The sequence below is a fragment of the Nodularia spumigena CCY9414 genome (assembly GCF_000340565.2).
In the GTDB taxonomy this organism is placed as follows: domain Bacteria; phylum Cyanobacteriota; class Cyanobacteriia; order Cyanobacteriales; family Nostocaceae; genus Nodularia; species Nodularia spumigena.
Map to the genome: position 1 here is coordinate 223,828 of NZ_CP007203.1, position 15,240 is coordinate 239,067.

Sequence of the window (15,240 nt, forward strand, 5' to 3'; positions counted from 1 at the left end):
GAGGGGAGATTTTGCAGGGTGAAAAACTCGATTTGCAGGTTATTTAAGCGCCTTCGCGCAATTTATCTAAAACACTGCGATCTTCTAAGGTGGAAGTATCACCAGATATCTCTTGACCAGATGCGAGATTCCGCAACAAGCGCCGCATTATTTTACCAGATCGGGTTTTAGGTAAAGCATCTGTAAAGCGAATTTCTGCCGGTCGGGCGATCGCCCCAATTTCTTTAACAACGTGCTGCTTGAGTTCTTTACTCAGTTCCTCACTGGCGTGATATGTGCCTTCTAAAGTCACAAAAGCCACAACTTCCTCACCCTTAATTTCATCCGGTTTACCCACTACAGCAGCTTCTGCAACGGCTGGATGGGAAACTAATGCTGATTCGACTTCCATCGTTCCCAAGCGGTGTCCTGAGACATTCAAGACATCATCAACCCGACCCATTACCCAGAAATAACCGTCTTCATCTTGTCTCGCGCCATCCCCAGCAAAGTAGATGTAGTTACCATCTTTGGGGGGGATATGTTCCCAATAAGTGCGGCGGAAGCGTTCTGGATCATTGTAAACTGTCCGCATCATCCCCGGCCAAGGATAACGTACCGCTAAATAACCGCCTTCGTTGTTGGGTACGGTGTTACCTTCTAAATCAACGATATCTGCAATAATACCAGGGAAGGGCAGAGTTGCGGAACCGGGTTTAGTGGGAATGGCTCCGGGTAATGGTGTAATCATAATACCGCCGGTTTCTGTTTGCCACCAAGTATCCACAATGGGACAGCGTTCACCACCAATGATTTTGTGATACCACATCCAAGCTTCTGGGTTAATGGGTTCGCCGACTGTTCCTAACAAACGCAAAGAAGACAAATTACGGCTTTTGGGATGGTGTTCACCCATTTTGATAAATGCCCGAATTGCTGTAGGTGCTGTATAAAAAATATTTACACCATATTTCTCAATTACATCCCAGAAGCAGCCAGGATTAGACGCACGGGGCGCACCTTCGTACATTAAAGTTGTTGCACCGTTGGAAAGGGGTCCGTAAACGATGTAGCTGTGTCCAGTAATCCAACCGACATCGGCAGTACACCAGTATACATCTGTATCTTGCAGGTCAAAGATCCATTTGGTGGTCATGTGGCTATATAAGTTATAACCACCAGTGGTGTGGACAACACCCTTTGGTTTGCCGGTACTACCAGAAGTGTAGAGAACAAACAGCATATCTTCGCTATCCATCGGTTCCGCCGGACAATCGGCTGATACGCCTTGTTGTAAATCATGCCACCAATGGTCACGCCCTGGTTCCATGTGTGTTTCTTGACAGGTGCGTTTAACTACTAGCACATCTGTAATGGAGGGGACAGCGTTATCGGCTAAGGCTTGATCTACTTCTACTTTGAGGGGAACGATCGCATCTTTACGCCAACCACCATCAGCAGTAATGACTATTTTGGCTTCTGCATCGTTGAGGCGATCGCGCAAAGCTTCGGAACTAAAACCACCAAATACGACGCTGTGGGGTGCGCCAATTCTCGCACAGGCTAACATGGCGATCGCCGCTTCGGGAATCATCGGCATATAAATCCCAATGCGATCGCCCTTTTTCGCTCCCAATTGCTTCAGCACATTGGCAAACTGGCACACTTCCCGATGTAATTGAGCATAAGTTAGTGTACGGGAATCTCCTGGTTCTCCTTCCCAAATCAGCGCCGCCTTATTTTTACGCCAAGTAGTCAGGTGTCGATCCAGACAATTATAAGAAATGTTAATTTTACCACCGACAAACCATTTAGCAAAAGGAGGTTGCCAATCTAGCACCGTGTCCCATTTTTGGAACCATTCTAATTCAGTTTCCGCTAATCCCGCCCAAAATTGCTGCGGATTGGCTTTGGCTTGCTCATAGAGGCGCTGATAGTCTGCCAAGCTTTTGATTTGGGCATTCTGGGCAAATTCCCTTGTGGGAGGGAACGAGCGCTTCTCTTGTAGGATTGATTCGATGGTTGGCTGAGACATAATTCACCTTTCTCTGTAATCGCGTTGTAACTGAGAACTATTTTATACGCAAAGTTATGCTGAATTGCTTTGAGTTTCGTTAAGAGATACAGTATTCTAGGCATAAGCACTTCCACAACGAACCGATATGGTGTAGCAATTAGCCCAAAATTCTTGAGGGGGCTAAAGCAACAATCGTTGTCATACCCAGAATAGAATAGAATATACAATCTATGGTGTGTTGTTTTTTTTAACAGAGACATTTACCAGATCAGTTAGTTGTAAATTATTCAACCAAGCGTTAGTTATTGAAAGTAGGGCATCGTTTGCAAGCACAAGAGATTAAGGAGCAGTTAAAATCCCTCATCGAGCAAGCTTCCTCGATAGACCCTAACTTGTCTAAAAAATTAGATGAAATTAATCGTTGGGTAAAAAATACTAGGCCAGGTTCTTTGACTGCTAAACCCTTTGTCCTCGCCTTTCTCCTAGAAGTAATTACAGATTCTACCATTTGGCTGATGATTAAATCATCATCTTCGGAAGCAGAACAAAAAGCTAAGTTCGATCAGATGACCCCAAATGAGAAATATTGGTATAGCTATCTTTTTCCCAGATGGATAAATGCAAACGACTCCAAATTTTACATTTGGAAACAAAAACTCATGGCAGGGGAATTTAATCAGGGAGATGATGATATCATTAAAGCTATAGCCCAAGATATCGTGCAGCGTGAAGGTAGTGTGTGGAAGCGTTATATTGCCGACCTTTCGATGGCAACAGATTTGATTGTTAGTAGTCGTCAGCACAAACCACTATGTATTCAAGTTACCAGCGTGTCCGAAGAGTTTAATCATCAAAAGTATCATTTTTGGCAAAATACATTGCATTCATGGGAGATAGAGAGAGGAATATTTTTAAGTTACAATCCCAAAGATGCGAATTTCATTAAGCAGTTAGTCAATATAGCACTGCACAATAGTGACTATCTTTCTGGTGGAAAGTATTTGAAATTTGATTGATGCTCTCAACAGTTCAATACTTCAATATTTGTGTTTGTCCCCCTACATACTCATCAGATCATCACAGCTTTTATGGCTAACTTACAAGAAACTCAAAGCTACGAAACTTCTGTGGAAGAATTTGCTCAAGCTTTAACAACAGCCCGCAGAATGCAGCATGACTGGCTAACTTACGGGGTAGATTATGTTCATTTTTATGTTGAAGATGCAGATAGTAATTGGTTAGAAAGTTGGGGAGATGATGAAATTTTAGCTAATAAGTTATTAGATGCTATTAAGGAGTTTTTAGTCAGCAGTGATGATGTAGCTATCAGAGTCAGGCAAAATTTAGGAGAGCGTTCTCTGTTTGATTTAGCAGTAAATCTAGAAGTATGTTGGAGAATTGGTGAAATAAATGACAGGTTATGTCTGGTGAGAAATCTATTGGCTGGTGAGGACAATGTTGATTTAAATAATGGGGAATTATTAAATTTAGCAGAGAGTCTGTTGGGAAAATTGGCAGAGTTTTCTGAGTAAGTAGTGAAAGTTAGTAGTGAGGACTTCAGTCCTCTCTATATTTTTTAACGTTAGCGTAGCGCATACCCCCAAGAACGTCAAGGAAGCTGAGAGAACAAGGAAGCATCTCATTTTTTCACTGAGTTTCATGAAACCTCACCCCAACCCTCTCCTTAGTAAGGAGAGGGAGCAGGAATAGGAATCTATTATATGAGTTCTACAATAAATTTATTAAATTACTATTTTTACGACGTTTGCCGCCATGATATGAATAGATAGCCATTTTAAAAGCTGTATTTCCATGTCTAAAGATTTGTTAAAGTCCTTTCAAGAAGCCTACCGCAACTTAGAATTGCTTCCTTTGTCCCAGGAAAAAGATTTAAGAGATTTCCGGGTTGATTATGGTGGGGATACTATTGATGAATTAGAACAGCTAGTGGAAGATAGCCCTAGCAGTGATGGCAAAATTATTTTTACCGGACATCGGGGTTGTGGTAAGTCAACTTTGCTGGCGGAATTTAGCCGTAACATTCACGATAGATATTTTGTGGTGTTTTTCTCCATTGCTGACACTATCGAAATGTCTGATGTGAATCACATCAACATTCTGTTTGCTATCGGCCTTAATTTAATGCTAGAGGCAGAAGCACGTAAAGTCAATATTCCCCAATCTACAAAAGATGCTTTAGAAAAATGGTTTGCTACCCGCACTCGCACTGAAGCTAATAGCATCCAAGCTGAAGCAACTAGCGACAACAGTATATTAAAAATACTTAGCACTAAATTAAAAGTAGATTCGACAATTCGCTACGAAATTAAACAGGAATTTGAACGCAAAATATCTGAATTAGTTGCCCAGTTAAATATTATCGCTGCATCGATTCAAGCAGCATATAAAAAAGATGTCTTAGTGATTATCGATGATTTAGATAAACTTGACTTGAGTGTTGTTAATAATATTTACAAGGATAACATTAAAGCCCTGTGTTTACCAGGATTTCGGATTATCTACACAATTCCGATTGCGGCACTGCGAGAAACTGCACTCAAGCCAATTATTGAAAATGAAACGAATGACCAAGTTGTGGTTATGCCTGTTTTAAAGTTATTTGCTAAAGGTGATAGTCGCCAGCCAGATGCCCAACCACGTCAAGAAACGTTTGATATTCTCTGTGAAATTCTACAAAAACGTATTCCCTCAGAGTTAATTGAACCGGAAATAGCCAAAAATATTGCTTTAAATAGTGGTGGTGTACTGCGGGAATTAATTCGGATTGCTAACGAATGTTGCCGAATTTGTTTGCGGTTAATTCGTCGCCAATCAAACGAAACTGTGGTGATTAATGCAGATATTTTAGATCAAGCCATTAATAAAATCCGCAACGACTTTTCTTTACCTTTGGGTAGTGCAGAATATCAAATATTGCAAAATACTTATCAAAATTTTAAACCTGAAGACCCCAAAGAACAAGAATTTCTCGATTTATTACATGGTTTGTACGTTCTGGAATATCGCAATAGTAAAAACTGGTATGACGTACATCCCATAGTGGTGGAATTGTTGCGCGATGAGGGTTTGATATAATGACAAATCCAGCATCAAATAATCTAGATGAGCAAAATCAGGATGCTTACGATGATTTAATTGTCTCCATTGAAGCTGGTGTGGGACGATTAAATTTATTAATTGCAGTTTGCGATTATGAAAATTATCGTCAAGAAATTATTTCTCGTTATCAAGCGGAATTACAACCAGATATCCGTTGCTATCATGTCACCTTAGCACGAAATGAACCCAGTTTAAAAGCTGCAATTCAGCAATTAGTTGAAAGCGAAGAATATTTACAGCAACATCAACCCGCAGTGATTACAGTTACGGGTGTAGAACAACTTTATTTTTTGAGGCTAGGCGAGTCACAATCTGAACAAGAAAAGTTTTTTGGTTATTTGCAATGGACAAGGGAAGCACTGCGAGAATTTCCCTTTGCAATTGTCCTTTGGGTAACAAATCAAGTTTTAGTTAACTTAATTAAAAAAGCCCCCGATTTTTGGAGTTGGCGCAATGGTGTATTTCATTTTATTTGCAAACCTAAAAATATTGTTCATATTCAAGACTTTGAACAAATTAGGAATATATTAGAAAATGGTGAGTTATCAAATTTAGATGATAGTAAATATTCGGGTTTACCAATAGCCGATTTGGAAAGATTAGTTGAGCAATTAGAACAGCAAGATAATCACAAAGACCCAAAACTACTCATTAGTTTATATTCGCAGTTAGGTAAAATTTATAGAAGAAGAGTAGAAAAAGGAGAAGCACAAGATTATCAACAAGAAGAGAATCTAGCTATTAAATATTATGTACAAGCGATTAATTTGCAAACAGAATTCGGTTTAGAAACCGACTTAGCCACTAGCCTCAACAACTTGGCTGGACTCTACAATTCCCAAGGAAGGTACGACCAAGCCGAACCCCTGTATCTCCAAGCTTTAGAACTCTATAAACGCCTGCTGGGAGACAATCATCCCGATGTCGCCATGAGCCTCAACAACTTGGCTGGACTCTACAATTCCCAAGGAAGGTACGACGAAGCCGAACCCCTGTATCTCCAAGCTTTAGAACTGAGAAAACGCCTGCTGGGAGACAATCATCCCCATGTCGCCACCAGCCTCAACAACTTGGCATTACTCTACTATTCCCAAGGACAGTACGACCAAGCCGAACCCCTGTATCTCCAAGCTTTAGAACTGAGAAAACGCCTGCTGGGAGACAATCATCCCGATGTCGCCACCAGCCTCAACAACTTGGCATTACTCTACTATTCCCAAGGAAGGTACGACCAAGCCGAACCCCTGTATCTCCAAGCTTTTAAAATTCGTCAGCAGGTGTTAGGAGTTGACCATCCAAAGACGGTGACTGTTCGCCAAAATTTAGCACATCTTCGGGCTAATTTGAGTGATAGTCCTCAATCTGAAAACTTTGATAGCAATCATATTTGATTTGGAAACACCGCGAGGCTCAGATCCCCGACTTCTTGAAGAAGTCGGGGATCTTTTTACACTTTTTACACCGCAAAGTAAATGTTAAAACTTTTGGTGTATTGAATAATACTTATAAATCCTGAACCGTAAAGCGATCGCCTGGATATCCTCCCCATGAGAATGCAACACCAACGCGTTAAGCTGGATAAGAGTAGCATTTTGTTGCACTTTTCAGATAATTTTTATTTTTCCTGCTTGAGAAACCCGGAATGCTAGACCAAATTTTTGATTATCTTCACTTTCATTTCAGCGTTGAAGCCCCGATAGTGCTGCTAATCCTGGTTTTATTAGAGGCTGTGCTATCTGCTGATAATGCGATCGCCCTCGCTGCGATCGCCCAAGGATTAGAAGACAAGGAACTCGAACGCAAAGCCCTCAACTTCGGTTTAGTCGTTGCTTATGTGTTGCGAATTAGCCTGATTCTCACTGCCACTTGGATACAGAAATATTGGCAATTTGAATTACTAGGTGCTGCCTATCTGCTGTGGTTGGTATTTCAACACTTTACCTCAGAAGAAGCCAAAGACGACCATCATCATGGCCCCCGGTTTAACTCATTGTTGCAAGCCATCCCTGTAATTGCCTTTACAGATTTAGCATTTTCCTTGGATAGTGTGACAACTGCGATCGCGGTTTCTCAAGAAAAGTGGCTAGTTCTGACCGGTGCAACCATTGGGATCATCACCCTGCGATTTATGACCGGTTTATTTATCCGGTGGTTAGATGAATTTAAAAACCTCGAAGATGCAGGCTATATCACTGTGGCCTTTGTCGGTTTGCGCCTGTTAATGAGAGTCATCAACGAAAACTTAGTTCCACCAGAATGGATCGTAATTTCAGCGATCGCGATCATTCTAGTTTGGGGATTCTCTGTGCGTAATGAGATTGAAGAAGTACCCGAAGTAGAACCCGAAAAGAGTGAAGTAGAGACTAGAGGCTAGAGAATCAGGGATTAACAAACAAAAAAAATACCCAAAAATTTCTTGTGGAGCGGGCAAAGATTGCCCGCTAATCACCAAGGACGGGCAAGATGCCCATCCCACAATATCGGATAATTAATTCTTTGGTGTTCCCTTATTCCCACTCCCCATTCCCCACTCCCCATTCCCTAAATTATTCTTGCAACCAAGGTGTTAAATGTGGTTGCCAACTAACTAATTCTTCCTCTTTAAACCACAAAGCTATTTCTCTGTGTGCAGTTTCCAAAGCATCAGAACCGTGGATCAGATTGCGACCAATGTTAATACCAAAATCGCCCCGAATGGTTCCAGGTTCTGCCGTTAAGGGGTTAGTAGCACCAATAATTTTGCGCGCAGAAGCCACAACACCATCACCTTCCCAAACCATCGCTACGACAGGGCCAGAGGTGATGAAATCCACTAAACTGCTAAAAAATGGTCGTTCCTTGTGAACATCATAATGCTGTTCAGCTAATTCGCGGCTGACTTTCATGAATTTCATCCCAACGAGGGTAAAACCTTTAGTTTCATAGCGACGGATGATTTCCGCTACCAGTCCACGCTGAACACCATCAGGTTTAATTGCTAAAAATGTGCGTTCCAAAGCTATCTCCCAAAACTTAATACGTTTTTTATCTGGTCTTAGTTCTTGTCATTTGCCTTTTGTTCATGTAATCAAGATTTCACACTCTTGACAAATGACCAATGACAAATGACTAATGACTACTAACCAATCAGAGTTTATCTCAGAAATTATCTCTAAGTGCATATCAGTTGCAAGTCGAATGCGCTAAATTGTTAATTCGTGGGTGCAAAACAGAGGTCACGACAAATGGGTGCTGAATCAATTGCTACATCTGAAGAGGTGGTCATGCCTTCCAATGGACATAAATCGGAATTGAAAAATCACAAGCAAAAAAAGCTGCTACCACCTAGTAATATTACAGGAGGTTTGCCTGGGTCTTGGAAAATTGAACAGAGCGAAGCTTTATACCGGATAGAAGGTTGGGGAGAGCCATATTTCTCCATTAATGCTGCTGGTCATATTACAGTTTCTCCCAAAGGCGATCGCGGCGGTTCTCTAGACTTGTTTGAATTGGTCAACGCCTTGAAGCAGCGTAACTTGGGGCTGCCGATGTTAATTCGCTTTTCCGATATTTTGGAAGACAGAATTGAGCGGTTGAATGCTTGTTTTAACAAAGCGATCGCCCGTTATAACTACCCAGGGGTATATCGTGGCGTGTTTCCTGTCAAGTGCAACCAAGAACGCCATTTAATTGAAGATTTAGTCAAATTTGGCAAACCGCATCAGTTTGGCTTAGAAGCCGGTTCTAAGCCGGAATTAATGATTGCTCTAGCTTTGTTGGATACACCAGGCGCATTGCTGATTTGCAACGGCTACAAAGACCGGGAATACGTCGAAACGGCAATGTTAGCCCAAAGACTAGGACAAACCTCAATTATCGTCATAGAACAGATTGAAGAAGTTGATTTGGTAATTGCGGCACACCGTCAATTAGGCATTAAGCCGATTTTGGGAGTTCGTGCCAAATTGAGTACCCAAGGTATGGGACGCTGGGGAACTTCCACAGGCGATCGCGCTAAGTTTGGTCTGACAATTCCCGAAATCATGGGAGCTGTTAACAAGCTGCGTGAAGCTAATTTACTGGATTGTTTGCAGTTGATGCACTTTCACATTGGCTCCCAAATCTCAGCCATCAATGTGATTAAAGATGCCATTCAAGAAGCTAGCCGCATCTACGTAGAGTTAGCCATGTTGGGGGCAGATATGAAATACCTCGATGTTGGCGGCGGCTTGGGTGTAGATTACGACGGTTCCCAAACCAACTTCTACGCCTCGAAAAACTACAATATGCAGAACTATGCCAACGACATCGTGGCAGAGTTAAAAGATACTTGTGCAGAGCGGCAGATTCCCGTACCAACACTGATTAGCGAAAGTGGACGTGCGATCGCCTCCCACCAGTCCGTACTAATTTTTGATGTTCTCAGCACTAGCGATGTACCACTAGAATTACCAGAACCCCCAGAAGAAGAAGAATCCCCGGTGATCAAATACTTGTGGGAAACCTACCAATCAATCAACCAAGATAATTATCAAGAATTTTACCACGACGCAGCCCAATTTAAAGAAGAAGCCATCAGCCGATTCAACTTAGGAATTTTGCGTCTCCAAGAACGAGCCAAAGCCGAGCGACTCTACTGGGCTTGCTGTCAAAAAATTCTGAACATCACTAGACAGCAGGAATACGTACCTGATGAATTGGAAGACCTAGAAAAAATTATGGCTTCCATTTATTACATTAACCTTTCAGTGTTTCAATCAGCACCAGATTGTTGGGCAATAGACCAACTATTCCCCATCATGCCCATACACCGCCTCGACGAAGAACCCATACGACGAGGAATATTAGCAGACCTCACCTGTGATAGTGATGGCAAAATTGATCGCTTTATAGACCTGCGCGATGTCAAATCAGTTTTAGAACTGCATACCTTCAAGCCAGGAGAACCCTATTATCTGGGAATGTTCCTCAATGGAGCGTATCAAGAAATCATGGGTAATTTGCACAACTTATTTGGTAATACCAACGCAGTTCACATTCAGTTGACACCCAAAGGCTACCAAATTCAGCACATTGTCAAAGGCGACACCATGAGCGAAGTAGTCAGCTACGTGCAGTATGACTCTGAAGATATGGTCGAAAGTATCCGTCAACGTTGTGAGAAAGCCTTAGAAGAAAAACACATCACCCTAGCTGAATCTCAGCGCCTGTTACAAACCTACGAGCAGAGTCTAGGAAGATATACTTATCTGAATAGCTAGAGGATTCAAGAAGCAGGGGGGAAGAGGCAGAGGGGCAGGGGGCAGGGTGCAGGGGGGAAGAGGCAGGGGGTACTGGTGCAGGGTGCAGGGGGGAAGAGGTAGCCTTATATCCCACATTCCCCAGTCCCCAGTCCCCAGTCCCCAGTCCCTACTCCCTACTCCCTACTCCCTAAATTACATTCGTTCCCAGCAAGTCCTCAATCGCTTGCCGTTCAAAAGGTGTTTCAGAAGGCGGAGTCTGACGAGCATCAGTAATCAGCCAATCTAAAGCAGCAGCTTGAACATCTATGGCATCACCCGTTTTATCTACGCAGTAACGTCCAAACACTAACTTATCAACCAGTCTGACTCCTGGGCCTAATCGCGACCATTCAAAAATTACACTGTTCTCGACAGTTGCGCCACTGCATATCCAGCAATTCGGGCCAATCATCGCCGGTCCAACAATTTTAGCCCCGTCTTCAATCCTGGTCATGCCACCAATGTACACTGGGCCTGTGATATCCACCTTGTCCCAATTCACCGCCACATTTAAGCCAGTATAGATACCAGGAGCGACTTCATTGCCGGGAATTTGCACATTTTTAATTTCGCCTAGCAGTACACCATTAATTGCCCGCCAGTAGTCTGGTACTTTACCAATATCTACCCATTCAAAGTCCATAGCAATGGCGTAGAAAGGAGCGCCAACTTCGACCAATTTGGGAAATAACTGGCCACCGATATCAAATTCCACCCCAGAAGGTATGTACTCAAACACTTCTGGTTCAAAAATATAAATACCAGTGTTGATGTTGGTGCTAATAGCTTCCTCTTGCGAGGGTTTTTCTTGGAAATCTATCACACGACAATCTTCGTCAGTGACTACTACACCGTAACTGGAAACCTCTTCGAGTGGAACAGATTTTGTAATGATGGTGGCAATTGACCCTTTGGATTTATGCCATTTCACAGCCGCAGACAAATCTAGGTCAATCAGAGCATCACCACACAACACCACAAAGGTATCATCAAAGAATGGTGAAAAGTCTTGGATACGCCGCATTCCACCAGCCGAACCAATGGCTTCTCCGACTAGTTTGCCGTCATCATCAATTTTACCTTCAAAAGAATAAGCGATTTCTACGCCAAACCGTTGACCGTCACGAAAATAGTTTTCAATTTCTTCCGCCAAATGACTAACATTAACCATAATCTGGTTAAATCCATGTTGGCGCAAAAGTTCCAGGAGGAATTCCATCACTGGCTTTTGCAGGATAGGAATCATCGGTTTGGGAATTGTATAGGTAATGGGACGCACACGAGTACCCTTACCCGCCGCGAGAATCATGGCTTTCATAAAATTTTATTCCTCAAACACAAGCCAGTTTACCGAAAATTTGGGTTTAAAACCCCGTCGTAAAACGACGGCTTTCAATTCATTAGTGTACCAATATGCTGCTATACTCATAATAGTGGAAACGCATATTCCATTTTCCCCCGATGTCAATTAGCTCAATCTGTAAGTAGCCGAATTTTAATTTCCTGGTAAAATTCGTCTTGTAATAACTCGACTTTAGATTGAGATGAGAGCAGTAGTAGCGCCCAGAAAACACTAACCATGTGGCTATTTTCTGACTCATGAGGCGAATTATTTTGGTGTGGTTGTTTTTTTTGAGTCCACAAATCTACCAGCTGTTCTAGATTTAAACAATTCTGTTCTAGAAATAGCTGTTTTGCGGAACAATGCAACACTTGCTCTAGTTCCCCAGCTACTTCCGTCAGATTTTCTTGGTGAGCTAATTCTAGCGCCTGTCGCATATTTTGGTCGCTGGACTGACGCTTGGGGCGAACAGGTTTGCTGGATTTCTGCACAAGTTTGAGCTGGTTCGCCATAATTTGCAATTGCTTGATTAACTCTTGCTGAGTTACACGACGCTTTGGTGGTGGCATTGCTGAAGGACGGCGGCTCAGGTGTCGCTCTAATTGTAGACGATGAGCATGATGTAATAACCCATTTTCACTTAGAGAGAGGGCATCATCTGCCACATCATCCTGTAGGTTATCTACTGTAGACAATTGCATCAAAGTGTTAGCTTTGAATAACACTAGCATTGATGCTGACAAAAAAGCTTGTCCCGATTGCGACAAGTCGGATTCAATAGCTCCTTTAACTGTGGCCACCGGTGCCATTAGTTCTAAGTAACGGTCAATTACCTCAATTACCTGCACATCCCAAGGATCGATGTCGCCTTGTTCTGCCTGAGCAATCAGGTGTGTGATTGTTTCTAATAACTCGGAAGCAAGCATAAAATTTTGACAAAAACCTTAATGAAAGATTTTCTGAATATATAGGACTCCTATTTGATTTCTGTTGGCGTAGCCTGCGCTTTGCGCTTACAACTCAAAAAGCTGTTTCCCACGGACCACTCCCTACGGACCACTCCCCACCTACGCAAGTAAGTATGGCTACGCCACGCAAGCTATCAAAAATCAAAGCGGATTACTATATATACAGTAAGTGATTTGGAGCGATCGCTAAACAATCCCTGTTATAGTTCCGGTCAAGAGTTATGTTTTGCTAATTTAAATGCAGCGAGCCTGTGTAGCAGGCTTTGTTTCTATGGCGCGACTTCAGTCCTTCGGCTGTTATTTTAAATTTCAGAAACCCACGGCGATGCCTTGAAACTAGGCATCGCGGATTTTAGATTTTTATCTAAAATCCCCAATCGATTTATCGATTCACTGCCGCAGCTTCTCGCGCCGCCGTCGCCTGGTCTGGGTGGATACCCAAACGTGTGAGATTTATTCGTCCTTTATTGTCAATTTCTCGCACTTTGACAATGACTTCATCCCCAACAGCTACTTCATCTTCAACTTTGCCAACGCGATAGTCAGCTAATTGAGAAATGTGAATCATGCCTTCTTTTCCAGGCAGAAATTCTACAAATGCACCAATAGGGATAATCCGAGTCACACGCCCAGCATAAACATCACCTTCGTGTAACTTACGAGTCATACCTTGAATGATGTTACGAGCTTTCTTAGCTCTACTTTCATCCACAGCAGAAATCGTCACGGTCCCATCGTCTTCGATGTCAATTTTCGCACCAGTTTCTTCAGTGATGCCCTTGATGGTTTTACCTCCGGGTCCAATGACCAGACCAATCATGTCTGAATCAATCTTGATAGTCAATAGACGTGGGGCATAGGGTGAGGTTTCAACCCGTGGTTCTTGGATAGTCTGGAGCATTTTATCCAGAATATGCAACCGGGCTGATTTCGCTTGATGCACAGCTTGGGCAATTACATCCAACGACAAACCGGATATTTTCATATCCATTTGTAAGGCGGTAATCCCGGTATCTGTGCCGGCGACTTTAAAATCCATATCGCCTAAGAAGTCCTCAATGCCCTGAATATCAGTCAGGACTCGCACTTCGTCACCTTCTTTAATCAAACCCATTGCTGCACCGCTTACGGGTTTGAGGATTGGGACACCAGCATCCATCAAAGATAGAGTGGAACCGCACACTGAACCCATCGAAGTGGAACCGTTGGAAGAAAGCACTTCTGAGACTACGCGAATCACGTAAGGAAATGCTTCTTTTGACGGTAGCACAGGAACCAGCGCTCGTTCTGCTAAAGCACCATGACCGATTTCGCGCCTACCTGGAAAACGCATCGGTTTAGTTTCCCCAACTGAGAACGGAGGAAAGTTGTAATGATGCAGGTAACGTTTGGATTGGTCTGTTTGCAGGTCATCGTTGAGGTTTTGAGCATCTCCAGGAGTCCCCAGGGTACAAGTGGATAATACTTGGGTTAATCCCCGGTTAAATAAACCACTACCGTGGACTCGCTTGGGTAACACACCAACTTGACAAGAAACTGGACGGACTTCATCGAGTTTGCGACCATCAACGCGCACGTTGTCGTCAACGATTTGACGGCGCATGAAGTGTTTTGTGATGTCTTTAAAGGTGTTACCAAGTGCCTTGCTGTTTGCCGTTGCAGCAGCTCGCACTTCGTTTTCTTCTGGCAATTCATTAATTGCACTCGCGACTTGCTCCTTGACAACATCCAAAGCTTCATCCCGTTGGGCTTTGGTGTATTCAAATTGAGACAGAATTTTCTTAATTTCATCGCTGGCGCGATCGCGGATATAATTGCTCAGAGTGGGGTCTTCCTCTGGTGGTGCTTCTTGCACAACTTTCAGACCCATTTCCGCTAACAAATCTTGTTGCGCTTGAATTAAATCTCTTACCGCTTCATAACCAAAATCAATTGCTTCAATAATATCCTGCTCTGGCAATTGATTGGCTCCCGCCTCCACCATGATTACACCGTGGGGTGAACCAGCCACAATCAGATCCAAGTCTCCGTTCTCTGTTTCGGCATAGGTGGGGTTAATAATGAAATCATCACCCACTAAACCAACTCGCACTGCGGCCATTGGTCCATTAAACGGAATTTGTGCCATCAAGGTAGCAATGGAAGCGCCAGTCACTGCTAGGACATCAGGTGGTACCAACTCATCCATCGACAGCGTAAAGGCGATAATTTGCAGATCATCCCGCAACCATGTAGGAAATAAAGGTCTCATGGGGCGGTCTATGAGACGGCTGGTCAGAATTGTTTTTTCTGGTGGACGACCTTCTCTCCGCATGATTCCTCCGGGAATCCTACCTGCGGCATACAATCTTTCTTCGTAATCTACTGTCAGGGGAAGAAAATCAATTCCTTCTCTGCCCTTGGAACGAGTAGCGGTCACTAAAACAGATGTGTCCCCTGATTCTATTAAAACCGACCCACCAGCTTGGGGAGCTAGTAAGCCTACTTTCAGTCTAATATCCCTGCCATCGAAGGATATTGACTTATCAACTTCTGCCATTCAGTTTTTTTTCC

General features: G+C 43.0%; 11 protein-coding genes. 6 read left to right on the plus strand and 5 right to left on the minus strand.

What is annotated here, in order from left to right; all coding sequences use genetic code 11:
- Positions 1-43: 43 nt before the first annotated feature.
- Positions 44-2,014, minus strand: a complete 1,971-nt coding sequence (gene acs / locus NSP_RS01035; RefSeq protein ID WP_006195403.1) for an acetate--CoA ligase — start codon at positions 2,012-2,014, stop codon at positions 44-46.
- Between the two features lie 305 nt (positions 2,015-2,319).
- Between acs and NSP_RS01040 the strand changes: the two genes are divergently transcribed.
- From NSP_RS01040 to NSP_RS01060, 5 genes are all read left to right on the plus strand, one after another.
- A complete protein-coding gene (locus NSP_RS01040) occupies positions 2,320-3,012 on the plus strand; it encodes a hypothetical protein (protein ID WP_173403324.1) in 693 nt (230 codons plus the stop codon).
- A gap of 72 nt (positions 3,013-3,084) precedes the next feature.
- Positions 3,085-3,528, plus strand: coding sequence for a hypothetical protein (locus NSP_RS01045; protein WP_017803717.1), 444 nt, complete (start codon positions 3,085-3,087; stop codon positions 3,526-3,528).
- A 280-nt stretch (positions 3,529-3,808) separates the two neighbouring features.
- Complete coding sequence (locus tag NSP_RS01050; RefSeq protein WP_006195395.1) at positions 3,809-5,092, plus strand: ATP-binding protein; 1,284 nt, start codon at positions 3,809-3,811, stop codon at positions 5,090-5,092.
- Positions 5,092-6,507 (plus strand): tetratricopeptide repeat protein, encoded by a 1,416-nt coding sequence (locus NSP_RS01055; protein ID WP_006195394.1) that lies wholly within the window; start codon positions 5,092-5,094, stop codon positions 6,505-6,507. The genes NSP_RS01050 and NSP_RS01055 overlap by 1 nt, the downstream gene beginning before the upstream one ends.
- Positions 6,508-6,758: 251 nt before the next feature.
- Entirely contained in the window at positions 6,759-7,490 is a 732-nt protein-coding gene (locus tag NSP_RS01060; protein ID WP_006195393.1) for a TerC family protein, read from the plus strand.
- 172 nt (positions 7,491-7,662) lie between these two features.
- Here the strand turns inward: NSP_RS01060 and ndk are convergent, their stop codons facing one another.
- The gene (gene ndk / locus NSP_RS01065; protein ID WP_006195392.1) at positions 7,663-8,112 is read right to left on the minus strand and encodes a nucleoside-diphosphate kinase; all 450 of its coding nucleotides are present in this window, start codon (positions 8,110-8,112) and stop codon (positions 7,663-7,665) included.
- Positions 8,113-8,340: 228 nt separating this feature from the next.
- Between ndk and speA the strand changes: the two genes are divergently transcribed.
- Complete coding sequence (speA, locus tag NSP_RS01070) at positions 8,341-10,356, plus strand: biosynthetic arginine decarboxylase (protein WP_006195391.1); 2,016 nt, start codon at positions 8,341-8,343, stop codon at positions 10,354-10,356.
- Positions 10,357-10,525: 169 nt separating this feature from the next.
- On the opposite strand, the gene NSP_RS01075 is transcribed toward speA, so the two are convergent.
- The 3 genes from NSP_RS01075 to NSP_RS01085 form a co-directional block, all read right to left on the minus strand.
- The gene (locus NSP_RS01075) at positions 10,526-11,695 is read right to left on the minus strand and encodes a nucleotidyltransferase family protein (protein ID WP_006195390.1); all 1,170 of its coding nucleotides are present in this window, start codon (positions 11,693-11,695) and stop codon (positions 10,526-10,528) included.
- A gap of 155 nt (positions 11,696-11,850) precedes the next feature.
- Positions 11,851-12,645: a segregation/condensation protein A gene (locus tag NSP_RS01080; RefSeq protein ID WP_006195389.1), complete on the minus strand. Its 795-nt coding sequence runs from the start codon at positions 12,643-12,645 to the stop codon at positions 11,851-11,853.
- Positions 12,646-13,069: 424 nt separating this feature from the next.
- Positions 13,070-15,226: a polyribonucleotide nucleotidyltransferase gene (locus NSP_RS01085; protein WP_006195388.1), complete on the minus strand. Its 2,157-nt coding sequence runs from the start codon at positions 15,224-15,226 to the stop codon at positions 13,070-13,072.
- Positions 15,227-15,240: the final 14 nt, after the last annotated feature.

What these genes read in the sequence shown, in the direction of transcription:
- acs (WP_006195403.1), bottom strand. Translation starts at nt 2,014, where the DNA reads ATGTCTCAGCCAACCATCGAATCAATCCTACAAGAGAAGCGCTCGTTC.
- NSP_RS01045 (WP_017803717.1), top strand. Translation starts at nt 3,085, where the DNA reads ATGGCTAACTTACAAGAAACTCAAAGCTACGAAACTTCTGTGGAAGAA.
- NSP_RS01050 (WP_006195395.1), top strand. Translation starts at nt 3,809, where the DNA reads ATGTCTAAAGATTTGTTAAAGTCCTTTCAAGAAGCCTACCGCAACTTA.
- NSP_RS01055 (WP_006195394.1), top strand. Translation starts at nt 5,092, where the DNA reads ATGACAAATCCAGCATCAAATAATCTAGATGAGCAAAATCAGGATGCT.
- NSP_RS01060 (WP_006195393.1), top strand. Translation starts at nt 6,759, where the DNA reads ATGCTAGACCAAATTTTTGATTATCTTCACTTTCATTTCAGCGTTGAA.
- speA (WP_006195391.1), top strand. Translation starts at nt 8,341, where the DNA reads ATGGGTGCTGAATCAATTGCTACATCTGAAGAGGTGGTCATGCCTTCC.
- NSP_RS01075 (WP_006195390.1), bottom strand. Translation starts at nt 11,695, where the DNA reads ATGAAAGCCATGATTCTCGCGGCGGGTAAGGGTACTCGTGTGCGTCCC.
- NSP_RS01080 (WP_006195389.1), bottom strand. Translation starts at nt 12,645, where the DNA reads ATGCTTGCTTCCGAGTTATTAGAAACAATCACACACCTGATTGCTCAG.
- NSP_RS01085 (WP_006195388.1), bottom strand. Translation starts at nt 15,226, where the DNA reads ATGGCAGAAGTTGATAAGTCAATATCCTTCGATGGCAGGGATATTAGA.